A 23118-nucleotide genomic window follows, 5' to 3' on the forward strand; every position below is an offset into this window, starting at 1 on the left:
CGAAATCCGCCAACGCCACCCCGTCTTCGGCGTCGGCTCCTACGTCGAACTCTCCGCCTCCAACCCCTCCGTCCTCGCCTTCACCCGCGAGATCAACGGCGGGGACGCCAACCAGTGGGGCGGCATGGGCACGGTCCTCTGCGTGAACAACCTGTCCCGGTTCCCCCAGCCCGTGGAACTGGACCTGCGGCGTTTCCGGGGCTCGTCCCCGATCGAGTGCATGGGCGGCGTCCAGTTCCCGGCCATCGGCGACCTGCCCTACCTGCTGACCCTTCCCGGGCATGGTTTCTACTGGTTCCTGCTCCCGCCGCCGCCGGACGGACAGGAGCCGGGAGAGGGAGTGATGTGACCGTGGCGCCGTCCGCTCCGCCGACCGACACCTCGCTCGTCCGGCTCCTGGCCGGCTGGCTGCCCCGGCAGCGGTGGTTCGGCGGCAAAGACGGCCCCATCCACGACCTCACCATCGGCACCGCCACCGAGCTCAGAACCGGCGACCCCGCCCTGCACCACCTCATACTCGACGTCCGCCAGGACGACACCACCGACCACTACCAGCTCCTCCTCGGCGCCCGCCGAGACCTGCCCGAGCATCTGGCGCCGGTCGTGATGGGACGACTGGAGGGCCCGGAGCAGGGCATCACCGGGTACGTCTACGACGCCGCCCACGACGCGGAGCTGACGCGCCCGCTGCTCGGCCTCATGGCGGACGAGCGGACGGTCGGACCGCTGACCTTCCGCCGCGCTCCCGGCACCGGCGTGCGCACGGACCTGGACGGCGTGCCGATCCCGGGGGAGCAGAGCAACACCTCGCTGATCTTCGGCGACGCCTACATCTGCAAGCTGTTCCGCCGCCTGTCCCCCGGCGTCAGCCCCGACCTGGAGGTCAACCTCGCCCTCTCCCGGCGGGGCTGCGAGCACGTCCCGAGCGTGCACGGCTGGATCGAGCTGGAACCGGGCGCGCTGGGGAATCCTTCGAGCGGCACGGACCCCGGCGGGGACGAGCCGGTCACGCTCGCGCTGCTGTCGGAGTTCCTGCGCACCGCGACGGACGGCTGGCAGCTCGCGCTCACCAGCGTCCGCGACTGGTTCGCCCAGCCCGCGGCGCCGGGCACGCCCGCGTTCACCGCCGACGACGCCGGAGCCGCCGGCGGCGACTTCGCCGCCGAGGCCGAACGGCTCGGCGCGGCCACCGCCGAGGTGCACCGCGACCTCGCCGTCGCGTTCGGGGTGGTGCAGGCGCCGCCCGAGAACCTGCGAAAGATCGTCTTCGGGATGCACGAGCAGCTCGACCAGGTCAGCGCCGCCGTCCCGCAGCTCCGCCCCTACGCGCCCGCGATCCGCGCGGTGTTCGACCGCGTCGCCTCCGAGGCGGCCCCGCTGCCGTTCCAGCGCGTGCACGGCGACTACCACCTCGGCCAGGTCCTGCGCACCGACTCCGGCTGGACGCTGCTGGACTTCGAGGGCGAGCCGGCCCGCACGCCCGCCGAGCGCCGGGCCTCCGCCCACCCGCTGCGCGACGTCGCCGGGATGCTCCGCTCGTTCGAGTACGCCGCGCGCTTCCTGCTGGCCCGGGAAGGCGACGTCCCGCCGCAGGCGGCGGAAGCGCTGGAACTGCGCGCCCAGGCGTGGGCCGAACGGAACCGGGCGGCGTTCTGCGCCGGCTACGCGGCCGCGGGCGGACCCGACCCGGCGGCGCACGAGACGCTGGTGCGGGCCTTCGAGTTCGACAAGGCCGTCTACGAGATCCGGTACGAGGCGCGGAACCGGCCGTCGTGGCTGCCCGTCCCGCTGCGGTCCCTGGCCCGGCTCGCGGGCTGACCGGACCGGGACGGGCCGCCGTCACAGGTCGATGGCGTAGTCGAGGACGACCCGGTCGGCGGGCAGCACGATCTCGCGGCAGACCTCCATGACGCCGGCGCGCGACAGCAGGCGGCGGGTGATGGCGAGCACCGGCACCCCGCCCGTCATGTTCAGGGTCTCGGCCTCCTCGGGCGTCGGCATCCGGGACCGGACGGCCTCCTCGACCCGGATCGGCGGGTGCCCGAGGTAGGCCAGCTGCGCGAGCGTCCCGCCGGGCCAGGGCTCGCGCGCCGGGTCGGCGACGGGCGTGTCGCCGACCACGTCCCACGGCAGGTAGTTGACGGAGATCTGCTGCGGCTCGTCGCGCGCGTAGAAGACGAACCGGCGGCGCAGCAGCTCGGTGCCGGAGGGCAGCTCGAACAGCGCGCCGAGGTCGTCGTCGGCCCTGACGCGGGAGAACTCCCGGTCCAGCCGGTACTTCTCCCAGGTGATCTTCTGGTCGCGGGTGAACGTGGTCTCGGGGACCGCCGTCGGCTCGGCCACCGCGCGGTAGCGCTCCATCGCCACGCGGCGGGCCGGCGGGACGGCCCGGACGAGCGTGCCGCCGCCGCGGCGGGTCTCCACCAGGCCCTCGCCGCGCAGCAGCGCGACGGCCTGCCGCACGACGATCTCGGAGACGCCGTGAAGGCCGCACAGCTCGGCGAGGGTCGGCAGCCGCGTCCCCGGCGGGAGACTGCCGTCCCGGATCCCTTCTCGCAGGGTGTCGGCGATGCGCAGGTAGGCGGGACGGTCCGGCACCGGCGTCACCTCCCTCTCCTCGGGCGCGCCCCCCGGCCTCCAACCCGCGGCCATGTTCGAACAGCGTTCGACGCCGCGTTCGATCCTGCTCGCCCCTCCCGTCATCCATACCTTCCAGGCGCTATCCGCGGGGGCACGGTCCGCTTACGGACAGCTTGACACCTCTCAGGCCGAGTAAGACTTTTGTATACAGAAGAGCGGCCTCGGGGAAGGGACGACCTTGATGGGCGACTTCGAGGATCTGAAGGCGGCCATCGAGGGAGAGCATCCGGGTTGGCAGGTGTGGCGCAGCGACGCGGGGCGCTGGTACGCGACCCGCAGCGGCGACCTCACCGATGCCCAACTCCAGGCGGGATGTGCGATGACGGTGGCCGCGGACGACTCGGAGGGGCTCCGGCGGATGCTGCTCGACCAGACGCGCGGGGAGTCCGGAGACCGGTGACGGGAGACAGGGGATTCGAAGCGGCCCGGTCCGCGCGCGGGGGCGGACCGGGCTGGGACATTCCGGTACGGAAGGTACCTGTGGCGCTGAGGTGACACAGGAATGGAGCCCTGGGCGGTGGGGTCGGGGTCACCCCTGGGGCGAGGTAGACGTGGCCGCACGGACGACACATTCGACGCGACCCCACGACGAAGAGTCGTGTCGTCCGTGCGGCCGCAACATCCGCACCGGAATGCCGGATTCGCGAAAACAGGTCGGCCCGTCATGTGAGAGCGCCGGTTCTCGGGGCAACCTCATGGGGTAAACCGCTCAGTGACGGGAGACCATGACGCCATGGCACGGGTGACGCGCGCGGAGATCGATCGGCTCGTCGGCGGCGACCACCATGATCCGCACGGTGTCCTCGGGGCGCATCCCGGCCGGGACGGGGTGACGGTGCGGGCGTTGCGCCCGCTCGCCGAGAAGGTCGAGGTCGTCCTGCCGAACGGCGACCGGCACCCCCTGCGGCACTTCCACCAGGGGCTGTTCGCCGGGACGCTGCCCGCCGGCTCGTCGCTCGCGGGCCCCGAGAAGGACCGGGCGCCCCTCGCCGTCCCCGACTACCGGCTCGCCGTCACCTACGGCGACGGGATCGAGACGATCCAGGACGACCCCTACCGGCACCTGCCGACGCTCGGCGAGCTCGACCTGCACCTGATCGGCGAGGGGCGGCACGAGGAGCTGTGGCGCGCGCTCGGCGCCCGCGTCCGCTCCTACGCCTCCGCGCTCGGCACCGTGACCGGGACGGGCTTCGCGGTGTGGGCGCCGACGGCGCGGGGCGTGCGGGTGGTCGGCGACTTCAACCACTGGGACGGCCGCGCGTACCCGATGCGGTCGCTCGGCTCCACCGGCATCTGGGAGCTGTTCGTCCCGGGCGTCGGCGACGGCACGCGCTACAAGTACGAGATCCTCGGGGCGGACGGCGTGTGGCGCGCCAAGGCCGACCCGATGGCGCAGGCCACCGAGTGCCCGCCCGCGACGGCGTCCCGCGTCTTCACCTCCTCCTACGAGTGGGAGGACGGCGCGTGGATGGACTCGCGCAAGGAGCACGACTGGCTGCACGAACCCATGAGCGCCTACGAGGTGCACCTCGGGTCGTGGCGTCCCGGGCTCGGCTACCGGGAACTGGCGGAGGAGCTGACGCGGTACGTCAGCGACATGGGCTTCACGCACGTGGAGCTGCTGCCGGTCACCGAGCACCCCTACGGCCCATCCTGGGGCTACCAGGTGACGTCCTACTACGCGCCCACGGCGCGGTTCGGCGACCCCGACGACTTCCGCTACCTCATCGACCGCCTCCACCAGGCCGGTATCGGCGTCATCATGGACTGGGTGCCCGCCCACTTCCCCAAGGACGAGTGGGCGCTGGCCCGGTTCGACGGCACCGCCCTCTACGAGCACGACGATCCGCAGCGGGGCGAGCACCCCGACTGGGGGACGCTCGTGTTCAACTTCGGCCGCGCCGAGGTCCGCAACTTCCTGGTGGCGAACGCGTCGTTCTGGCTGGAGGAGTTCCACATCGACGGGCTGCGCGTGGACGCCGTCGCCTCGATGCTGTATCTCGACTACTCGCGCAACGAGGGCGAGTGGACGCCCAACATCTACGGCGGGCGGGAGAACCTGGAGGCCATCTCGTTCCTCCAGGAGATGAACGCGACGGTCTACAAGCGCAACCCCGGCGTCATGACGATCGCGGAGGAGTCGACGGCGTGGCCCGGGGTGTCCCGTCCGACCCATCTCGGCGGGCTCGGGTTCGGGTTCAAGTGGAACATGGGCTGGATGCACGACACGCTCGAATACCTGCGCCACGAGCCGGTGTTCCGGAACTACCACCACAACGAGATCACGTTCTCGCTGGTGTACGCGTTCTCGGAGAACTACGTCCTGCCGCTGTCGCACGACGAGGTCGTCCACGGCAAGGGCTCGCTGCTGAGCAAGATGCCGGGCGACTCCTGGCAGCAGTTCGCCGGGCTGCGGGCGCTGCTCGCCTACATGTGGTCGCATCCCGGCAAGCAGCTGCTGTTCATGGGGCAGGAGTTCGGGCAGGGCGCCGAATGGGCGGAGGAGCGCCCGCTGGACTGGTGGCTGCTGGACAACGCCGCCGAGGGGGCCAACCACCTGGGGCTGCAGAAGCTCGTCCGCGACCTGAACCACGCCTACAAGGACGAGCCCGCGCTGTGGACGCGCGACAGCGACCACGACGGGTTCCGCTGGATCGACGGCAACGACGCGGGCGGCAACACCCTGTCCTACCTGCGCTACGGGACGGCCCCGGACGGCGCCGAACCGCCCGTCGTCGCGTGCGTCGTCAACTTCGCCGGGAACCCGCACGAGAACTACCGGGTGGGCCTCCCGCGGGCGGGCCGATGGCGCGAGCTCGTCAACACCGACGCCTACGAGTACGGCGGCAGCGGCGTCGGCAACCTCGGCCGGGTCGAGGCCGCGCCGGAGCCGTGGCACGGGCTGCCCGCGTCCGCGGAGATGCGCGTCCCACCCCTGGGGGCGGTGTGGCTCGTCCCTGAATAGGGTGAGGGGATGCGCCTGCACATCGTCCCCGGTCAGTTCATGGTGGAGCACCTTCCGCACGCGACGCTCCCAGAGGACGACGAGTGGGTCGCGCTCGTACGCGCCCCCGAGGGCCTCACCGTGATCCGGGACGCCTCACCGTTCGCCGAGACGGAGCGGTGGGTCGGCTTCTACGGCGACACGGCGCACGGCCTCGACCTGCCCGGCGTGCTCGCCGGGATCGTGGGGCCGCTGGCCGAGGCCGGGGTGCCCGTCTTCGTCGCCTCGACCTACCACTCCGACCTCGTGCTCGTCCCGGAGCACCGGTCGGGGCAGGCGGCGGAGGCGCTGCGCGGCGCCGGCCACCGCGTGGAGAACTGAGCCCGCGTGAGGATCTAGAGGCGTTCGAGCAGCCAGCGGGGACCGGTGACGGCGGCGCCCGCCTCCGCGCAGCGGGCGCGCAGCTCCCGGTCGGCCGTCACCACCAGGTGGGCCTTGCCCGGGTCGCCCTGCCGGACGAGGTCGACGATCGTGTCGTCGCCGCTGCCGGGCGCGGCCACGACCCGCAGGCCGTCGACCGGCTCGTCGGCGACGCTCCGCGCCGCGCCCTCGACGACGAGGACGACCTCCGGGAAGCAGCGGTCGTAGGGGTAGAGGCCGTCCGGCAGGCCGTGCACGCCGCCGTCCAGGCGTTTCAGGTCGTCGCGGAGCCGCGCGTTCGCGCCCGCCCTGTCCTTCCACCAGCCGTCGGCGCGGGCGCCCACGACGTTCGCCGCGTCCACGACGAGGACGACCCCCCGCATCGCTTCCTGCACGCGGGGCCAGCAACGCGCGAACGGCTCGAACAGCTTGCGGTCGGTGACCTCCTCCGCGCGCACCCATTCGGCCCTGCGCGTCTCGCGCGACGCGGGCAGCACCCGCGCGCGCTCCGACAGCGAGCCCACGACGGAGGTGAACGACCATCCGCCGTGGTCCTCCACGCTCGTCCCGTGGACGCGGACGGTTCCCGTGTCGAGCGTGCACTCCTCGGACGTCTCGCGCAGCGCGCCGGTGACGACGTCCTCGTGGCTGTGCAGCGCGCCGCCGAACATGCCCCACGTCCCGCCGCCGAGCCCCCACCACGCGCGCTGCTGGAGCAGCACCCACACCTGACCGGAGGAGTCGCGGTGGTAGGCCAGCAGGCCCGCGGCGCCGAACCGCCCCCAGTGCGTGTGCCCCAGGCCGCAACTGGCCCAGCCGTCGCCGTCTCCCATGCGTCCGACGATAGCGCCGCGGACTCGTGACGAAGGGCACAGTGCCCTCACCCGCCTCGCCGAATACCATTCGGAGGTCACCGTGATCAGGGAGTGCGAGTTGAGCGTCGAGGCGACCCCGCAGGCCCTATGGAAGGCCTCTCAGGAGGACCCTCAGGAAGCCGGGGCCCTCCAGGAGGCCGCCGACCTGTGGAACACCCTGTCGGGCGCCGAGCTGATCCAGGCGATGGCGGATGGCCGGTTCCCGCAGATCTCCGACATCAACGACTACATCGGGCAGGACGTCGCCTCCGCCGAACCGGGCCGGGTCTCCCTCGCGTGGACGCCGGGCGAGCGGCTCTGCAACCCCGGCGGCACCGTGCACGGCGGCTACATCGCGATGATCCTCGACAACGCGGTCTGCCTCGCGGCGAGCAGCACCTGCGAGCGCTTCATGCCGATGCTCACGCTCAACCTGAACGTCGACTACCTGCGCGGCGTCCGGGCGGGCGAGGCCTACACGGTGACCGGGACGTGCGTGCACCCCGGCGCCACCCGCATGGTCTCCAACGCCGTGGTCGCCGACGGGCGCGGCCGCCCGGTCGCCCAGGCGTCGGCCAGCGTGATCCCCAACAAGGCGTTCGCGCGCTGACCCGTCGCCCGGCGCGGGCCCGGCCGGGGCGCGGGAACGGCGCGCGGCGAACGCATAGGCTGGGGCCATGGTGGATCCCGGCACAGTCGTCAACGTGATCAAACAGGCCCGCGACCGGCGGACGGCCCCGCTGATCCTCGAACTCGACCTCACCGAGGGCATCGTCGAGACCGCGCCGGCCGACCCCGTCTCGGCGTTCCTGTCCATGCGCCGGCCGGGCCTGCGGGACGTCCTGGACGGGTTGCGCCGCGCCCGCTCCGACAGCCGGGTGCGCGCCCTCGTCGTGAAGGTCAGCGGCACCGTCGGGCTGGCGCTCGCCCAGGAGCTGCGCGAGGCGGTGCAGGGCCTGCGGGACGCGGGCAAGCACACCGTCGCCTGGGCCGAGACGTTCGGCGAGGGAGGCCGCGGCACCGTCCCGTTCTACCTGGCCACCGGGTTCGACAAGGTCTACCTGCAGCCCACCGGCGAGGTGGGGCTCACCGGCATCGCGATCGAGGAGCCGTTCTTCGCCGGCGCGCTGGAGAAGGCGGGCGTCCGGCCGCGGTTCGCCAAGCGCTACGAGTACAAGACCATGGCGAACACGTTCATGGAGAAGACCTACACGCCCGAGCACGAGGAGTCGTCGCAGCGCCTCGTCACCTCGCTCGGCGAGCAGATCACCGCCGGGATCGCCGGGTCGCGCGGCCTGCCGGAGGAGAAGGTCCGCGAGCTCACCGACCGCGGGCCGCTGCTGGCCGCCGAGGCGCTGGAGGAGGGCCTCGTCGACGGCCTCGCCTACCGCGACGAGATCTACGGCGCCCTGCGCGAGGAGTTCGGCCAGGAGGCGCAACTGCGCTACGTCTCCCGCTACAACCGCGCGCACGGACTGGCGAACCGCCTCCCGCAGCCCGGCAGGCAGGACGTCGTCGCGTTCGTCAACGGGCAGGGCCCGATCCGGCTCGGCCGCAGCGGCCGGGGCGGCCCGCTCCCGAACTCCGGGCCCGCGATGGGCTCGGACACGATCGGGGCCGCGTTCCGCGCCGCCGTGAAGGACGACCGGGTCAAGGCGATCGTGTTCCGCGTCAACAGCCCGGGCGGCTCCGCCGTCGCCTCCGACTCGATCTGGCGCGAGGTCGTCCTCGCCCGCCGCGCCGGCAAGCCCGTGATCGTCTCCATGGGCAACGTCGCCGCGTCCGGCGGCTACTACGTCTCGATGGCCGCCGACACGATCGTCGCGCAGCCCGGCACCATCACCGGCTCGATCGGCGTCGTGGTCGGCAAGGCCGTGGTGAACGACCTGCTGGAGCGGGTCGGCGTCGGCCTCGGCTCGGTCGCCGACGGCGACCACGCCCGCATGTTCAGCGCCACCAAGGACTTCAGCGACTCCGAGTGGGAGCGCGTCAACGCCTCCCTCGACAGGATCTACGACGACTTCACCGCGAAGGTCGCCGAGGGCCGCGACCTGTCCCGCGACCGCGTCCACGAACTGGCCCGGGGCCGGGTCTGGACGGGCGCGGACGCGCGCGAGCGCGGCCTCGTCGACGAGCTCGGCGGCATCGACCTGGCCCTGGACCTCGCCCGAAAGAAGGCGGGCATGGCCTCCGACGCGCCGGTCCGCATCTACCCGCACACCTCGCCGCTGGAGCGGCTGCGCCCGCCGGAGTCCAGCGAGGACCGCACCGCCGCGTCCGCGCGCTTCGACGGGTGGGGCTCCCTCGGCGGGGTCGCCGCGCGCCTCGGCCTGCCCTCCGCGGGCCCGCTCACCCTGCCCGGAGCCTGGGAGATCCGCTGAGCGCCGACTTCGTCGAGGCCGTCGCGGGCTTCGCCACCGGAGTGGTCGTGCTGACCGTCCGCGACGGCCGGGACGACCTCGGCACCACGATCACCTCGTTCATGTCGGTGTCGCTGGATCCCCCGCTGGTGCTGGCGAGCGTGGCGTCCTCGTCCTACCTCACCGAGGTGCTGCGCCGGCGCCCGCGCTGGGCGGCGACGATCCTGTCCGCGTCCCAGCGCGCCCTGGCCGGCCGGTTCGCCTCCGAGGGGCGGCCGAGCGCCCGCATCCTGCTGGCGAGCGAGCCCCACCACCGCGGGGAGCACTCCGGCGCCCTCGTCCCCGACACGGGCGTCTCGGCCCTGGAGTGCGAGACCCGCCAGATCGTCGAGGCGGGCGACCACACCCTCTTCGTCGCCGAGATCGTCTCGACCGACTACGTCAGCGCCGGGCGGACCCCTCTGGTGAGGGCCGCCCGGCGCTATCTGCCCGGCTAGGACTTCGGGAAGCGCTCCAGGAAGCCGCGCAGGTCGTCGGCGTGCTCCTCCTCCTGCGCGAGGATCTGCTCGAAGACGCGCTTGGTGGTGGGGTCGCCGTCGCCGAGCCACTGGATGATCTCGGTGTAGGACGCGATGGCGATCCGCTCCGCCACCAGGTCCTCCTTGAGCATCTCGACGAGGTCGAGGCTGGCGTTGTACTCGGCGTGGGCGCGGGTGGTGAGGGTGTCCGGGGAGAAGTCGGGCTCGCCGCCGAGCTGGACGATCCGCTCGGCCAGCATGTCGGCGTGCTGCTGCTCCTCGGCCGCGTGCTGGAGGAACTCGCTCGCGACGGTCTCGGCGTGGATCCCGGTGGCCGTGTAGTAGTGCCGCTTGTACCGCAGCACGCACACGATCTCCGTGGCCAGGGCCTCGTTGCAGACCTGGATCACGCGCTCGACGTCCGCGCCGTACGCCTCGGTGATCGGGCCTTTGTCGATCTCCTGCCGAGCACGTTCGCGCAGGGTCTTGATGTCCGTCAGGAACTCCGCCATCTAGGGGCCTCCACAGTCGACTACAGGAGGCCCTTTACCCGGCGCCCGTGCTTCCACACGGCGTGCGTCAGAGGCACGCCCGGCCGGTAGGCGAGGTGGATGTGGGACGGGGCGTCCAGGACGTGGACGTCGGCGCGGGCGCCCGGTGACAGGTGCCCCACGTCGGTGCGGCGCAGCGCGCGGGCGCCGCCCGCGGTCGCCGACCAGACGGCCTCGGCGGGCGTCATGCGCATGTCCCGGACGGCCACGGCGATGCAGAACGCCATGCTGGAGCTGTAGCAGGACCCGGGGTTGCAGTCGGTGGCGAGGGCGACGGTGGCTCCGGCGTCCAGGAGGCGGCGGGCGTCCGGGTAGGGCTGGCGGGTGGAGAACTCGACGCCGGGCAGGAGCGTCGCGACCGTCCGGGACGACGCCAGAGCGTCCACGTCGGCGTCGCCGAGGAACGTGCAGTGGTCGGCGGACGCGGCCTCCAGCTCGACCGCGAGCCGCACGGCGGGCCCCTGCGTGAGCTGGTTCGCGTGGAGGCGCGGCGACAGGCCCGCCTTGACGCCCGCCGTGAGGACCTCCCGGGCCTGGTCGGCGTCGAAGGCGCCCTCCTCGCAGAAGACGTCCACCCAGCGGGCGTGCGGGGCGCAGGCGGCGAGCATGTCGGTGGCGGCGAGGTGCGCGTATCCGGCGGCGTCGCCCGCGTACTCGGCGGGGACGACGTGGGCGCCCAGGTAGGTGACCTCGTCGGCGTACTCGGCGGCGATGCGGACGGCGCGCGCCTCCTGGTCGACCGTGAGGCCGTAGCCGGACTTGCACTCGACCGTCGTCACGCCCTGCCGGGCCATCTCGTGCACGAGGCGGCGCACGTTGGCGCGCAGGTCGTCGTCGGACGCGGCGCGGGTGCGCTCGACGGTCGTGCGGATGCCGCCCGCGGCGTACTTCTCGCCGCTCATCCGGGCGGCGAACTCCTCGGCGCGCTCGCCGGCGAAGACCAGGTGGGCGTGGGAGTCCACGAAGCCGGGCAGCACCGCCCGCCCGGCGGCGTCGAACGACTCGTCCGCGGCGGGGGCGGCGGACGCCGGGCCCGTCCACGCGACCGCGCCGTCCTCGATCACCAGCGCGGCGTCGCGGACGACGGCCAGGCCGCCGCCCGCGGCGGGGTCGTTGGTGACGAGCTCTCCGATGTTGGTGATGACCGTGCTCATCGGCGCAGGATCTCACGGGGCGGGTCGGCGGTGACGGCGGCGATGGAGCGGGCCAGCGCGGCGGGGACGTCGTCGACCAGCAGGTGCCGGCCGTCCTGGACGACCTGGCGGCCGGAGACGACGACGTGCCGCACGTCCGCGGCGGTGGCGGCGAACACGGCGGCCTCGGCGGCGTGGTCCGGGCCCGCGCCGGCGGTGCGGACCGAGTCGAGGGCGACGGTGACGAGGTCGGCGTAGGCGCCGGGCTCCAGCCGTCCCGCCTCGGGCCAGCCGAGGCCGTAGTGGCCGTTGGACGTGGCGGCGGCGAGCAGTTCCCCGGCCGTCCAGTGGCCCCGGGCGCGGGTGCGGAGCCGCTCGTCCAGCTCGACCGCGCGGGCCTCCTCGAACAGGTCGACGACGGCGTGCTGGTCGGAGCCGAGGCAGATCGGGGAGCCGGCGTCCGCCAGGTCGCGGGCGGGGCCGATGCCGTCGGCGAGGTCCCGCTCGGTGGTCGCGCACATGCACACGCCGGTCATCGTCGTCCCGAGCAGGCCGATGTCGTCCTCGGAGAGGTGCGTCGCGTGCACGGCCGTGGTGAGCGCGCCGAGCGCCCCGGCCTCGGCCAGCAGGCGGGTCGGCGTCATGCCGTAGGCGTCCAGGCAGTCCTGGTTCTCGGCGGGCTGCTCGGACAGGTGGACGTGCAGCGGCGCGCGGTGCTCCCGCGCCCACGCGGCGACGGCGCGCAGCTGCTCGCGCGGCACGGCCCGGACGGAGTGGATCGCGGCGCCGACGCGGGCGTGGCGCCGTTCCGCCTTGCCGGTCTGCTCGTGCAGGCTGTCGACGCGCCGCGCCCAGTTCCCGGCGGTGCCGTCCCCGAACCGCAGCTGAGGCCCGGCGAGCGGCCGGCCGATACCGCCGGTCAGGTAGCAGGTGTCGAGGAGGGTGATGCGGATGCCCGCGTCGGACGCGGCGGCGATCAGCGCCTCGCCCATCGCGTTCGGCTCCCCGTACGGGGCGCCGCCCGGCCGGTGGTGCAGGTAGTGGAACTCGCCGACGCAGCTGATCCCCGCGAGGGCCATCTCGGCGAACACCGCGGTCGCGAGCGCGCGGTAGGAGCCCGGGTCGAGCCGGTCGGCGACCTGGTACATCTGCTCGCGCCACGTCCAGAACGTCCCGGAGTGCGCCTGGACGCGGGAGCGCAGCGCCCGGTGGAACGCGTGGGAGTGGGCGTTGGCGAGGCCCGGCAGGGTCAGGCCGGGCAGGTGCCGGACGCCCGCCGGCGCCGGGACCCGGGGGGTGATGCCGGCGATCCGCTCGCCGTCGGACTCGATGAGCACGTCGGCCGCGACGCCGTCGCCTAGCCAGGCGAACTGGGCATGCCACTGCATACCGGTCTCCCTACCCGCGCGCCAGGTCGTCCAGTACCGCGGCGAGGGCCTCGACTCCGGCCAGGCGGTCGGCCGGCTCGGCGAACTCCTCGGGCGCGTGCGACACCCCGGTCGGGTTCCGCACGAACAGCATCGCGGTCGGCAGCCGCGCCGACAGGACGCCCGCGTCGTGGCCCGCGCCGGTCGGCAGGACGGGGACGCCCCCGAGCGCCGCGCGGACACGGTCGCGCAGCGCCAGGTCGAAGTCGACGATCTCGGTGTAGGACTCCTCCGCGAGGTCGACGCTCACCCGGTGCGGGCGCGCCGCGACCCGCGCGGCCTCGTCGATCTCCAGCACGGTCCGGCGGACGGCGTCGTCGGCGGGGCCCCGGGCGTCCAGCCAGGCGGTGACCGCCGACGGGATCGCGTTGACGCCGTTCGGCTCGACCCTGACCTTCCCGACCGTCGCGACGGTCCCGTTGCGCTCGGCGGCCTCCCGCGCGGCGATGACCATCTGCGCGAACGGCAGCATCGGGTCGCGCCGGTCGGGCAGCCCCGTCGTCCCGGCGTGGTTGCCCTCGCCCGCGAAGTCGAACCGCCACCGGCCGTGCGGCACGATCGCGGCGGCCACGCCGACCGGTTCCTCCAGCGCCCGGCCCTGCTCGACGTGGAGCTCGACGAAGCAGGCGATCCGGCCGAGCAGGTCCTCGTCCGGGCCGATCGCGTGCGGGTCGAGCCCGGCGTTGTGCACGACCTCGGCGAACGTGTGCCCGTCCGCGTCGGTGAGGCCGCGCGCCCGGGCCGGGTCGATCGCCCCGGCCAGCAGCCGGGAGCCGAGGCACGCCACCCCGAACCGGGCGCCCTCCTCCTCGGCGAACGCCCCGATCCCGATCGGCCGCGCGGGCCGGACGCCGCGCTCGCGGAGCCGGTCGACCGCCGCGAACGCCGACACGATGCCGAGCGGCCCGTCGAACGCTCCCCCGCCGGGCACGGAGTCGAGGTGGCTGCCGGTCAGGACGGCGCCCGTGCGGGACCCGTCCTCCGGGTACCACCAGGCGACCATGTTCCCGTTGGGGTCGTGCTCGGTTTCGAGGTCGCGGCGGCGCGCCTCGTCGGCGAACCAGGCGCGGCACTCCAGCTCCGGCGGCGTCCACGCGAACCGGTGGTAGCCGCCGGTCGCGGCGTCCCGCCCGACCGGCAGCAGCTCCGCCCACATCTCCTCGAAGCTCATGACCGCATGGGGATGCGCACCCCGCGCTCGTCGGCGACCTCGGCGGCCCGCTCGTAGCCGGCGTCGACGTGCCGCATGACGCCGGTGCCGGGGTCGTTGGTCAGGACGCGCCGGAGCTTCTCCCCGGCGAGGGCCGTGCCGTCGGCGACGCAGACCTGCCCGGCGTGGATGGAGCGGCCGATGCCGACCCCGCCGCCGTGGTGGAGGGACACCCACGTCGCGCCGGAGGAGGTGTTGAGCATGGCGTTCAGCAGCGGCCAGTCGGCGATCGCGTCCGATCCGTCCTTCATGCCCTCGGTCTCCCGGTACGGACTGGCGACCGAGCCGCAGTCGAGGTGGTCGCGGCCGAGCACGATCGGCGCGCTGATCTCGCCGCGCGCGACCAGGTCGTTGAACACCTCGCCCGCCTTGTCCCGCTCGCCGTAGCCGAGCCAGCAGATCCGCGACGGCAGGCCCTGGAAGTGGACCTTCTCCTTCGCCATCCGGATCCACCGGGTCAGCGGCTCGTTGTCGGGGAACAGGTCGAGGATCGCCTGGTCGGTGCGGGCGATGTCCCTCGGGTCGCCCGACAGCGCCGCCCACCGGAACGGCCCCTTGCCCTCGCAGAACAGCGGCCGGATGTAGGCGGGCACGAACCCGGGGAACTCGAACGCGCGCGTGTACCCGGCGAGCTGCGCCTCGCCCCGGATGGAGTTGCCGTAGTCGAACACCTCGGCGCCCGCGTCCTGGAAGCCGACCATGGCCTCCACGTGGACGGCCATCGAGGCGCGGGCCTTGGCGATGAACCCGTCGCGGTCCTTGTCGCGCTCGGCGGCCATGTCCTCGAACGCGACACCCTGCGGCAGGTAGGCGAGCGGGTCGTGCGCGCTGGTCTGGTCGGTGACGATGTCGATCGGGGCGCCGCGCCGCAGCAGTTCGGGGACGATGTCGGCGGCGTTGCCCAGCACCGCGATCGACAGCGGCCGGCGCTGGGCCCTGGCCTCCTCGGCGAGCCGCAGCGCCTCGTCCAGCGAACCGGCCCGCACGTCGCAGTACCGGTGCTCGACCCGCCGCTCGATCCGGGACGGGTCGCACTCGACGCAGATCGCGACGCCGCCGTTCATCGTGACCGCGAGGGGCTGCGCGCCGCCCATCCCGCCGAGCCCGGCGGTGAGGGTGACCGTCCCGGCGAGGGTGCCGCCGAACCGCTTCTCGGCGACGGCGGCGAACGTCTCGTAGGTGCCCTGCAGGATCCCCTGCGTCCCGATGTAGATCCACGACCCGGCGGTCATCTGCCCGAACATCGTCAGGCCGAGCGACTCCAGGCGGCGGAACTCCTCCCACGTCCCCCACTGCGGCACGAGGTTGGAGTTCGCGATGAGCACGCGCGGCGCCCACTCGTGCGTCCGGAAGATCCCGACCGGCTTGCCGGACTGGACGAGCAGCGTCTCGTCCCCCTCCAGGTCGGACAGCGACCGGATGATGCCGTCGAAGGCGTCCCAGTTCCGCGCCGCCTTCCCCGACCCGCCGTAGACGACCAGCTCGTCCGGGTGCTCGGCGACCTCGGGGTCGAGGTTGTTCTGGATCATGCGCAGGGCGGCCTCCTGCGGCCACCCCTTGGCGGCGGTCAGCGAGGTGCCGCGCGGGGCGCGGACGGGACGGGGACCGGACATGTGGGACTCCTTCAGGAGAGCGGGCCGGTGACGGCCTCGGCGGCGGCGACCAGTGAGCCGTCCCGGACCAGCGCGGTCGCGGCGGCGATCTCGGGGGCGAGGTAGCGGTCCGGGCCGGGCGGCGGGACGGCCTCGCGGAGCCTGGCGACCACGGCGGCGGTGGCCGGGCCGGGACGCAGCGGGGTGCGCAGCTCCAGCGCCCGCGCGGCGGTGAGGATCTCGACGGCGACCACCTGGGTGAGGCCGTCCACCGCGCGGCGCAGTTTGCGGGCCGCGCTCCACCCCATCGAGACGTGGTCCTCCTGCATGGCCGAGCTCGGGATCGAGTCGGCGCTCGCGGGCACGGCGAGGCGCTTCAGCTCCGACACGATCGCGGCCTGCGTGTACTGGGCGATCATGTGGCCGGAGTCGACGCCCGGGTCGTCGGCGAGGAAGGCGGGCAGCCCGCCCGAGCGTCCCCGGTCGAGCATCCGGTCGGTGCGGCGCTCGGACATCGAGGCGACGTCGGCCGCCGGAACGGCGAGGAAGTCCAGCACGTAGGCGACCGGGGCGCCGTGGAAGTTGCCGTTGGACTCGACCCGCCCGTCCGGCAGGACGACGGGGTTGTCGACGGCGGACGCCAGTTCCCGTCCCGCGACCAGCTCGGCGTGCGCGAGCGTGTCGCGGGCGGCGCCGTTCACCTGCGGGGCGCAGCGCAGCGAGTAGGCGTCCTGCACGCGGGTGCAGTCGGGTCCGCGGTGCGACTCCATGATCTGCGACTCGGCCAGCAGCGCCCGCAGGTTCGCGGCGGACGCGGCCTGGCCGGGGTGGGGCCGCAGGTTCTGCAGGTCGGCGGCGAAGACGCGGTCGGTGCCGAGCAGCGCCTCGACGCTCATGGCGGCGGCCACGTCGGCGGCGGTGAACAACCTCCGCAGGTCGCCGATGGCCAGGACGAGCATGCCGAGCATCCCGTCCGTGCCGTTCAGGAGGGCGAGCCCCTCCTTGGCGCCGAGCGTGACCGGCGTGATGCCGGCGTCCCGCAGGGCGTCGGCCGCCGGCCTCAGCTCACCGGCGGCGTCCCGGACCGACCCCTCGCCGATCAGCGCGAGGGCCACATGGGCGAGCGGCGCGAGGTCGCCGGAGCAGCCGAGGCTCCCGTACTCGAAGACCTGCGGGGTGATGCCGGCGTTGAGCAGTTCGGCCAGGGTCCTGGCGGTGACGGGCTGGACGCCGGTCCGTCCCGTGGCGAGCGTCCGCAGCCGGAGCAGCATCAGCGCCCGGACCACCTCCCGCTCGACCTCGGCCCCCGACCCCGCCGCGTGCGACCGGACGATGTTCAGCTGGAGCTGCGCCCGGAGCTCGGGCGCGATGTGCCGGGTGGCGAGCGCTCCGAACCCCGTCGAGACGCCGTAGACCGGCGTCGGGCGCGCCGACAGCTCCTCGATGTGGGCCCGCGCCTCACCGATCAGCTTCAGCGCCCCGTCCGACAGCGCGACCGTGGCGCCGTCCCTGGCCACCGCCGCGACCTGCTCGAAGGTCAGCGGTTCCGGCCCGACCTCGACCCCTGCGTCCCCCATACCAAAACCCATACCCACCATTGGAGCGCCTCCGGGGCCGCGACCCCAGCCCCGGACCGCGCTCTCTGTCTCGTATACGAGACACTCGGAGCATGAGCCAGGTCCCCGCCGCCCGCCGCGCCCTCGCGGTACTGCGCCTCCTGGCGGGCGCGCCCGGCCCCCTGCCCGCCTCGGCGATCGCCCGCTCCCTCGGCCTTCCGCGCTCCAGCGCGTACCACCTGCTGACCGCGATGGCCGAGGACGGCTTCGTCACCTACATCCCCGAGGAGCGCCGCTGGGGCCTCGGCGTCGCCGCCTTCGAGATCGGCTCCGCCTACCTGCGCCACGAGCCCCTGGAACGCCTCGCCCGCCCCCTCCTGCGCCGGCTGGTCGACCGCGTCGGCGAGATCGCGCAACTCGGCGTCCTGCACGGCGCCGAGACCCTCTACCTGCTGAAGGAGCAGCCTCCCCGGCACGCCACCCTGGTCACCGACGTCGGCGTCCGGATGCCCGCCCAGCTCACCGCGAGCGGCCGCTCGATCCTGGCCTACCTGCCGCCCGCACAGGTCAGGGCCCTGTTCCCCGGCCGTTTCGTGGACCGCACCGGCCGGGGCCCCTCCACCCTGCGCGACCTGCGCCGCACCCTCGCCGAGGACGCCCGCCGGGGGTGGGCGGCCGAGGACGGCCACATCACCGAGGGCCTGGCGAGCATCGCCGCCTGCGCCTTCGACCACACCGGCCACCCCACCGCCGCGATCACGGTGACGTTCCGCCGCGAGGACCACCCGGAACCGGCCTGGCCCGCCCTGGCGGCCCAGGTGCGCGCCACGGCCGCCGCTCTCACGACCCGCCTCACCGGCCGTCCCCCGGCCTGATCGCCGCGTCCCCGAAGCGGTCCGCGACCAGCCGGTCGGCCCAGCGCCAAAGCGCGTCCTCCACGGGCGGATGGCTCAGACCCGCCTTCTCGGCCAGCGCGTCGGCGGAAGACGTGTCGTACCGCTCCTCGGACAGGAAGGACAGCGTCTCGGGCTCGACCCCGGTGACCGCGCGCGGCAGCCGCCGCACCAGCCCGACCGGCAGCGTCACCCGGGGCGGACGCACCTCAAGGTGCCGCGCAAGGAGCCCGACCAGTTCCGGCAGGTGCGGCGTGGCGTCGTCCAGGACCCGGTGAGCGCGGTAGGGCCCCTCGTCGTGCTCGGGCACGGCTGCCATGAAGCGGGCCAGGTGGTCGACGGCGACCACGGGCACGAACGTGCGCCGGGACCCGGCCAGCGCGGGCAGGCGCCCGGCCCACAGATCCCGCACCATCCCGGCGAGCCCGATGTACTGCCCGGCCTCCCCGGTGACCGAGTGCCCGATCACGGTCGCCGGATGCACCGCGGTGAGGGCGACGCCCTCCTCCTCCGCGACCGCCCGCACCGCCGCGTCCCCTTCGAGTTTGGACGCCTCGTAAGCACCCAGCCGCCGGTACAGCGCATCGAGTTCCTTCGCGGGGACCGGATGGGCGAGCCTCCCGTCAGAGGCCACGCGATAACCGGACACATGGACGAGACGCCGCAGCCGAGGAAGCGCGGCGGCCCACCGCACGACGTTCACGGCACCGTCGACATTCGCTTGCCGCGCCTCCTCACGCCCCAACCCGAACCTGAACAGGGCAGCGGCGTTGAAGACGTCCCGAACCGCCTCCGACCGCCCATGATCATCGTCCACCAGCCCGAGATCCGGCCGGGAGATGTCGGCGCCGACGACCACGAGCCCCCGATCGTCGACGCCGTGCTCCCGCAGCCATCCCCGCAGCTCACCGCCGCGCGCGGCGCCGCCCCGAACGGCCGCGACGACCGCCCGCCCCTGTCCCAGCAGCTCCGCCGCCAACCATCGCCCGATGAACCCCGTCGCCCCGACGACCAGGGCATCGCCGGTCTCACCCTCGTTGAACGCCATGGAGAAAAACTAGACCGGTCTACCTATTTTGTCCAGCGCGAGCCCGCCGGGTGTGGTCGGCGGGCTCGCGGGGCGAGGGTCAGCGCTTCTTCTTGGGGGTGACGCGGAGGCGGTGGTCAAGCTTCCAGAACCAGAGGGCCTTGCCCTTGCCCACGTACACGTCATGCAGGCCGACGCACTGGCTGCGCCCGCTTCCGGACAGGTCGGCCATCCACCTGCCGGTCGGCTCGTACACGTCGAACTGGTAGATCTTGTACGCCCGGCCGATGTCGAGCCGGTAGTGCTTCTTCTCCTTCAGCGTCGGCGTGTACCCGAGGCTCCGCTGCCACTGCTTGTTGCCCTGGTACCCGAGCACGGTGTTGATGCTCTCGACCGTGGCGCCGACCGAGATGGTGACCGTGTGCCCCACCGTGTACGAGGTGGCGGCGTTGAGGGTGCCGGGGCCCCAGCCCGACACGGTCCACGGGTCCCGGTTCTCCCAGCGGGTCCAGGTCCCGGCGAAGTGCCGCTTCCCGCGCGCGACCCGCTTGTCGGTGCACTTCTGGCCGTTCTTCTTCGCCGACTGCCCGGCCTTCCCCGACTGCGCGCCGAGTTCCTTCTTCGCCGCGACGCTGGTGGTCGGCGTGGCGTCGCCGCCGGACACCACCGTGGTCCCCACCACGGCCGCCGTGCCCAGAACCGCCACACCCGCCAGCGTCAATCCTGCCTTCTTCATTCGAGACTTCCCCTCTATGACTCGACCCATCCCCTGGGCTCGCACGAGCCATTAAATGGAGAAAGCCGATCTCAAGATCAGGGCCCTAGGACCCCAACTCCCCGGCCCCCGGGCCCTGGCCCGGCCTCCTCGGGGGAGACCTCACACATGAGGATCACCGGCGGTGAACGGGATGCGCTCCGTCGGCCCCACCACGCCGCTTCTCCTGCGGAAACTCAAGGGTCAGGTCTTCTGGCGTCGGGTCCATTCGGGGCGGAGGAGTTCGTATTCGACCTCGCCGTGCTCGGTGCCGGGGATGGGGTCGTCCCAGTGCCGGTGGAAGGTGCGCAGGTAGGTCAGGCCGGACTTCTCCATGACGCGGCGTGAGGCGGCGTTGACGGCCATGGTCTGGGCGAAGACGCGGTGGACGCCGAGGTCGGTGAACGCTTTGGCGATCAGGGCGCGCGACGCTTCGGTGGCGTACCCCCGTCCCCAACTGGCCGCGCGCAGGCAGTAGCCGAGTTCGGCCTGCTCGGCGTCGTGGCCGCCGCCGGGTTCGAGGGCGAGCCAGCCGACGAAGTCGCCGGTGGCGCGCTCGACCGCGGCCCAGCGGCTGAGCGGGCCCTGCTCGTACCAGTCGAGGATCTTGGCAAGGGTCTGGTCCCTCAGGTGGGCGCGAGGGGTCGGCCTGCCGCCGGTGAGGAACCGCATGACCTTCGGATCGCCGTCGAGCCGGACCAGGTCGTCCAGGTCGTACTCGGTGAAACGCCGCAGCAGCAGCCGGTCGGTGGTGAGAAATGCCTGCACGGAGCCGGGCCCTCCGATACGCCGACGGAGAGGGCCACGGCGTGATCATCTCGTGCCATGGCCGTACAGGTCAGTCTAGACCTCGACATGTGAAGGTTGATGCTCAATGGGCGTTCCGTCCTTGACGCCCTTGGAACGGTCCTTATGGACCAGAGATCGCGAATGATCGAAATCGTCCGAGTTCGCCTCTAGAATCATGCGACCGGATACCCGGACAGGGAGGTCCGTCCGTGAACGATGAGCACCATCCGGAGTGGGGGGTCGATTCCGAGACGCCCAGTGTCGCCCGGATGTACGACTACTACCTCGGCGGCAAGGACAACTTCGCGGCGGATCGCGAGGCCGCCGACCAGGTGGTCGCCGCGATGCCGAACGTGCTGGAGTTCACCCGCGCCAACCGCAGGCTGCTGTCGCGGGCCGTGACGATGATGGCCGACCGCGGCATCCGGCAGTTCCTCGACATCGGCTCCGGGCTTCCGACGCAGGAGAACGTGCACCAGGTGGCCCAGCGCGCGGCCCCCGGCTCCACCGTCATCTACGTCGACAAGGACCCGATCGTGCTCACGCACGCGCGGGCGCTGCTGGCCGACAACCCGCTGACGACGGTCATCCAGGCCGACTTACGCGAACCGGAGAGCATCCTGGACGACCCCGAGGTGAAGGCCCGGATCGATTTCGACCGGCCGGTGGGCCTTCTGTTACTCGCCATCCTGCACTTCATCCCGGACGAGGCGCGCCCGGCGGAGATCGTGGCGAGGCTCCGCGCGCCGCTGGCCCCCGGCAGCTGCCTGGCCATCACGCACGGCCACCGCGGCGAGGTCACCACGCAGGTCGAGGAGCAGGTCCGGGGCGCCTACGGCAGGACGGGCGCCGGCGACATCATTCCGCGCGGGATCGACGAGGTCATGGCGTTCTTCGATGGCACCGAACTGGTCGGACCCGGCCTGGTCCAGGTGGCCGACTGGCGTGCGGACGCCGAGCCGTCCCCGCCCGACATGTCCCGGCCGGGCTTCCTCGCCGGCGTTGGAAGGGTGATCTGATGCTGCCGACGAATCTGCTGTTCGGCCGGGCGTTCAGCGAGGACCCGTACGCCGTGTACGCCGAGCTGCGGGCGGCGGGGCCCGTCCATCCGATCGACTTCCCTCCGGGCGCCGCCGCCTTCCTCGTGGTCGACCACGAGCACGGCCGTGCGGCCCTGAGCGATCCGCGCCTGTCCAAGGACACCGCCTACAGCGCCGTGCCCGTGAACGCCGAGCTGTTCTTCGGCGGCACGATGCTCGGGATGGACCCGCCCGACCACACCCGGATGCGCGGGCTGGTGGCCAAGGCGTTCACCACCCGGCGGGTGGAGCGGCTGCGCCCCCGCGTCCAGGAGATCGCCGACGGGCTGCTGGACGGCATCGCGGCCCGCGGTGAGGCCGACCTGATCGAGGATTTCGCCGTCCCGCTGCCGATCCAGGTCATCTGCGAGCTGCTCGGCGTACCGGCGCGCGACCGGGCCCGGTTCCGCGAGTGGACGGCCGTGCTGACCGTGCCGGCGCTGACCGCCGAGGCCCGCGAGCGCCGCCGCGAGGCGGCCCGGGCGTTCAACGGCTACCTGCTCGACGTCATCGCCGAGCGGCGGGCCCGCCCCGAGGACGACCTGGTCAGCGCCCTGATCACGGCCCGCGACGGGGACGCCGCCCTCACCGAGGCGCAGATGGTCGGCACCGTCGCGCTGCTGCTCATCGCCGGGCACGAGACCACCGTCAACCTCATCGGCAACGGGGTGCTCGCCCTGCTCCGGGCGCCCGGTCAGCTCGAACTGCTCCGGGCGCGGCCCGATCTGCTGCCGTCCGCGGTCGAGGAGCTGCTGCGGTTCGACGGCCCGGTGGAACGCGCGAGCCAGCGCATCGCCCTGGAGGACATGGAGATCGCCGGAACGGCGATCCCCAAGGGCGCCTGGGTGCACGTCTCGCTCGGCGCCGCCGACCGGGATCCCGCGGTGTTCGAGTCCCCCGACCGGCTGGAGGTGACCCGCGCCCCCCAGGGGCACGTCGCCTTCGGCCACGGCCCGCACTTCTGCCTCGGCGCCCCGCTGGCCCGGCTGGAGGGCCGGATCGCCATCGGCGGCCTGCTGGACCGCTTCCCCGATCTCGCCCTGGCCGTGCCGGCCGCCGAACTGCGCCACCACCGCAACGGCTCGATCGTCCGCGGCCTGGTCTCCCTTCCCGTCCGGGTCTGAACGCCGCTCCGTCAGCCGTCGAGCAGGCGGTCATGCCGATGGACGGCGTAGAAGTCCGGCTGAGTTCCCCCCGGACGACGGGGCCGCACAGGACTGCCGGGGGCCACGTACGCCGACCCGGGAAGGGCGGGGGTCCGTCCGCGGTGCTCAAGCAGCATGTCCAGATCGCAGGTCGCGATCTATGCTCGGAGGGCGGCAGGACGGGCGGGGTGGTGACATGGCGACGGCAGAAGGCGGCCGGCCCCGG

At 73.2% G+C, this 23118-nt stretch carries 22 protein-coding genes; 11 read left to right on the plus strand and 11 right to left on the minus strand.

All coding sequences use genetic code 11. From position 1 onward, the window contains the following. Both AB0H37_RS34245 and AB0H37_RS34250 read left to right on the plus strand, forming a co-directional pair. A partial coding sequence (locus tag AB0H37_RS34245) for an alpha-glucosidase C-terminal domain-containing protein (RefSeq protein ID WP_360616904.1) occupies nt 1-349 on the plus strand: 349 nt, incomplete at its 5' end. Beyond that, nucleotides 346-1818: an aminoglycoside phosphotransferase gene (locus AB0H37_RS34250; RefSeq protein WP_360616905.1), complete on the plus strand. Its 1473-nt coding sequence runs from the start codon at nt 346-348 to the stop codon at nt 1816-1818. The genes AB0H37_RS34245 and AB0H37_RS34250, both read left to right, overlap by 4 nt. A 21-nt stretch (nt 1819-1839) precedes the next feature. On the opposite strand, the gene AB0H37_RS34255 is transcribed toward AB0H37_RS34250, so the two are convergent. Further along, a complete protein-coding gene (locus AB0H37_RS34255) occupies nt 1840-2607 on the minus strand; it encodes a GntR family transcriptional regulator (RefSeq protein ID WP_229810472.1) in 768 nt (255 codons plus the stop codon). Between the two features lie 214 nt (nt 2608-2821). Between AB0H37_RS34255 and AB0H37_RS34260 the strand changes: the two genes are divergently transcribed. From AB0H37_RS34260 to AB0H37_RS34270, 3 genes are all read left to right on the plus strand, one after another. Beyond that, entirely contained in the window at nt 2822-3040 is a 219-nt protein-coding gene (locus tag AB0H37_RS34260; protein WP_179833249.1) for a hypothetical protein, read from the plus strand. A gap of 333 nt (nt 3041-3373) precedes the next feature. Then, entirely contained in the window at nt 3374-5605 is a 2232-nt protein-coding gene (glgB, locus tag AB0H37_RS34265; RefSeq protein WP_360616906.1) for a 1,4-alpha-glucan branching protein GlgB, read from the plus strand. 9 nt (nt 5606-5614) lie between these two features. Then, nucleotides 5615-5965 carry an ACT domain-containing protein gene (locus AB0H37_RS34270; RefSeq protein WP_360616907.1) on the plus strand — a complete coding sequence of 117 codons (351 nt, stop codon included), beginning with the start codon at nt 5615-5617 and terminating at the stop codon, nt 5963-5965. A gap of 14 nt (nt 5966-5979) precedes the next feature. Here the strand turns inward: AB0H37_RS34270 and AB0H37_RS34275 are convergent, their stop codons facing one another. Next, the gene (locus tag AB0H37_RS34275) at nt 5980-6837 is read right to left on the minus strand and encodes an NUDIX domain-containing protein (protein ID WP_360616908.1); all 858 of its coding nucleotides are present in this window, start codon (nt 6835-6837) and stop codon (nt 5980-5982) included. Between the two features lie 100 nt (nt 6838-6937). On the opposite strand from AB0H37_RS34275, the gene AB0H37_RS34280 reads away from it, so the two are divergent. The 3 genes from AB0H37_RS34280 to AB0H37_RS34290 all read left to right on the plus strand — a co-directional run bounded on the left by AB0H37_RS34280 (nt 6938) and on the right by AB0H37_RS34290 (nt 9715). After that, nucleotides 6938-7468 carry a PaaI family thioesterase gene (locus AB0H37_RS34280; RefSeq protein WP_229810473.1) on the plus strand — a complete coding sequence of 177 codons (531 nt, stop codon included), beginning with the start codon at nt 6938-6940 and terminating at the stop codon, nt 7466-7468. 67 nt (nt 7469-7535) lie between these two features. Then, on the plus strand, nt 7536-9239 hold the full coding sequence (gene sppA / locus AB0H37_RS34285) for a signal peptide peptidase SppA (RefSeq protein ID WP_179833244.1): 1704 nt from the start codon (nt 7536-7538) through the stop codon (nt 9237-9239). After that, the gene (locus tag AB0H37_RS34290) at nt 9224-9715 is read left to right on the plus strand and encodes a flavin reductase family protein (protein ID WP_179838469.1); all 492 of its coding nucleotides are present in this window, start codon (nt 9224-9226) and stop codon (nt 9713-9715) included. Before sppA ends, AB0H37_RS34290 begins: the two co-directional genes overlap by 16 nt. On the opposite strand, the gene AB0H37_RS34295 is transcribed toward AB0H37_RS34290, so the two are convergent. Genes AB0H37_RS34295 through hutH form a run of 6 tightly spaced genes read right to left on the minus strand, consistent with a single transcriptional unit; the run spans nt 9712 to nt 17226 of the window. Further along, nucleotides 9712-10248, minus strand: coding sequence for a ferritin-like domain-containing protein (locus AB0H37_RS34295; RefSeq protein ID WP_089314234.1), 537 nt, complete (start codon nt 10246-10248; stop codon nt 9712-9714). The genes AB0H37_RS34290 and AB0H37_RS34295 overlap by 4 nt on opposite strands. Before the next feature lie 20 nt (nt 10249-10268). After that, the gene (gene hutI, locus AB0H37_RS34300) at nt 10269-11441 is read right to left on the minus strand and encodes an imidazolonepropionase (RefSeq protein WP_329094252.1); all 1173 of its coding nucleotides are present in this window, start codon (nt 11439-11441) and stop codon (nt 10269-10271) included. Continuing rightward, a complete protein-coding gene (locus AB0H37_RS34305; RefSeq protein WP_360616909.1) occupies nt 11438-12808 on the minus strand; it encodes a formimidoylglutamate deiminase in 1371 nt (456 codons plus the stop codon). Before AB0H37_RS34305 ends, hutI begins: the two co-directional genes overlap by 4 nt. A gap of 10 nt (nt 12809-12818) precedes the next feature. Next, complete coding sequence (locus AB0H37_RS34310; RefSeq protein ID WP_329094254.1) at nt 12819-14018, minus strand: allantoate amidohydrolase; 1200 nt, start codon at nt 14016-14018, stop codon at nt 12819-12821. Then, entirely contained in the window at nt 14015-15670 is a 1656-nt protein-coding gene (gene hutU / locus AB0H37_RS34315) for a urocanate hydratase (protein ID WP_360616910.1), read from the minus strand. The genes AB0H37_RS34310 and hutU overlap by 4 nt, the downstream gene beginning before the upstream one ends. 11 nt (nt 15671-15681) lie before the next feature. After that, nucleotides 15682-17226 (minus strand): histidine ammonia-lyase, encoded by a 1545-nt coding sequence (hutH, locus tag AB0H37_RS34320; protein WP_329094255.1) that lies wholly within the window; start codon nt 17224-17226, stop codon nt 15682-15684. A gap of 92 nt (nt 17227-17318) precedes the next feature. Between hutH and AB0H37_RS34325 the strand changes: the two genes are divergently transcribed. Continuing rightward, a complete protein-coding gene (locus AB0H37_RS34325; RefSeq protein WP_179833238.1) occupies nt 17319-18080 on the plus strand; it encodes an IclR family transcriptional regulator in 762 nt (253 codons plus the stop codon). On the opposite strand, the gene AB0H37_RS34330 is transcribed toward AB0H37_RS34325, so the two are convergent. The 3 genes from AB0H37_RS34330 to AB0H37_RS34340 all read right to left on the minus strand — a co-directional run bounded on the left by AB0H37_RS34330 (nt 18058) and on the right by AB0H37_RS34340 (nt 20647). After that, on the minus strand, nt 18058-19146 hold the full coding sequence (locus AB0H37_RS34330) for an SDR family oxidoreductase (protein ID WP_360616911.1): 1089 nt from the start codon (nt 19144-19146) through the stop codon (nt 18058-18060). The two genes, AB0H37_RS34325 and AB0H37_RS34330, sit on opposite strands and share 23 nt — an antisense overlap. A 79-nt stretch (nt 19147-19225) precedes the next feature. Further along, nucleotides 19226-19861 carry a hypothetical protein gene (locus AB0H37_RS34335; protein WP_360616912.1) on the minus strand — a complete coding sequence of 212 codons (636 nt, stop codon included), beginning with the start codon at nt 19859-19861 and terminating at the stop codon, nt 19226-19228. Nucleotides 19862-20083: 222 nt separating this feature from the next. Further along, nucleotides 20084-20647 (minus strand): GNAT family N-acetyltransferase, encoded by a 564-nt coding sequence (locus AB0H37_RS34340; protein WP_360616913.1) that lies wholly within the window; start codon nt 20645-20647, stop codon nt 20084-20086. A gap of 230 nt (nt 20648-20877) precedes the next feature. Between AB0H37_RS34340 and AB0H37_RS34345 the strand changes: the two genes are divergently transcribed. Together AB0H37_RS34345 and AB0H37_RS34350 are read left to right on the plus strand one after the other, a co-directional pair. Beyond that, a complete protein-coding gene (locus tag AB0H37_RS34345; RefSeq protein ID WP_329094260.1) occupies nt 20878-21687 on the plus strand; it encodes an SAM-dependent methyltransferase in 810 nt (269 codons plus the stop codon). Further along, entirely contained in the window at nt 21687-22871 is a 1185-nt protein-coding gene (locus AB0H37_RS34350) for a cytochrome P450 (RefSeq protein ID WP_360616914.1), read from the plus strand. Before AB0H37_RS34345 ends, AB0H37_RS34350 begins: the two co-directional genes overlap by 1 nt. Nucleotides 22872-23118 lie beyond the last annotated feature (247 nt).

Origin of the sequence: Actinomadura sp. NPDC023710 (assembly GCF_040639875.1) — a bacterium.
GTDB lineage: Bacteria > Actinomycetota > Actinomycetes > Streptosporangiales > Streptosporangiaceae > Spirillospora > Spirillospora citrea.

Excerpts from the sequence above, each read along its gene's own strand:
- AB0H37_RS34260 (WP_179833249.1), top strand. The coding sequence starts at position 2,822 with ATGGGCGACTTCGAGGATCTGAAGGCGGCCATCGAGGGAGAGCATCCG.
- glgB (WP_360616906.1), top strand. The coding sequence starts at position 3,374 with ATGGCACGGGTGACGCGCGCGGAGATCGATCGGCTCGTCGGCGGCGAC.
- AB0H37_RS34270 (WP_360616907.1), top strand. The coding sequence starts at position 5,615 with ATGCGCCTGCACATCGTCCCCGGTCAGTTCATGGTGGAGCACCTTCCG.
- AB0H37_RS34275 (WP_360616908.1), bottom strand. The coding sequence starts at position 6,837 with ATGGGAGACGGCGACGGCTGGGCCAGTTGCGGCCTGGGGCACACGCAC.
- sppA (WP_179833244.1), top strand. The coding sequence starts at position 7,536 with ATGGTGGATCCCGGCACAGTCGTCAACGTGATCAAACAGGCCCGCGAC.
- AB0H37_RS34295 (WP_089314234.1), bottom strand. The coding sequence starts at position 10,248 with ATGGCGGAGTTCCTGACGGACATCAAGACCCTGCGCGAACGTGCTCGG.
- hutI (WP_329094252.1), bottom strand. The coding sequence starts at position 11,441 with ATGAGCACGGTCATCACCAACATCGGAGAGCTCGTCACCAACGACCCC.
- AB0H37_RS34305 (WP_360616909.1), bottom strand. The coding sequence starts at position 12,808 with ATGCAGTGGCATGCCCAGTTCGCCTGGCTAGGCGACGGCGTCGCGGCC.
- AB0H37_RS34310 (WP_329094254.1), bottom strand. The coding sequence starts at position 14,018 with ATGAGCTTCGAGGAGATGTGGGCGGAGCTGCTGCCGGTCGGGCGGGAC.
- hutU (WP_360616910.1), bottom strand. The coding sequence starts at position 15,670 with ATGTCCGGTCCCCGTCCCGTCCGCGCCCCGCGCGGCACCTCGCTGACC.
- hutH (WP_329094255.1), bottom strand. The coding sequence starts at position 17,226 with ATGGGGGACGCAGGGGTCGAGGTCGGGCCGGAACCGCTGACCTTCGAG.
- AB0H37_RS34325 (WP_179833238.1), top strand. The coding sequence starts at position 17,319 with ATGAGCCAGGTCCCCGCCGCCCGCCGCGCCCTCGCGGTACTGCGCCTC.
- AB0H37_RS34330 (WP_360616911.1), bottom strand. The coding sequence starts at position 19,146 with ATGGCGTTCAACGAGGGTGAGACCGGCGATGCCCTGGTCGTCGGGGCG.
- AB0H37_RS34335 (WP_360616912.1), bottom strand. The coding sequence starts at position 19,861 with ATGAAGAAGGCAGGATTGACGCTGGCGGGTGTGGCGGTTCTGGGCACG.
- AB0H37_RS34350 (WP_360616914.1), top strand. The coding sequence starts at position 21,687 with ATGCTGCCGACGAATCTGCTGTTCGGCCGGGCGTTCAGCGAGGACCCG.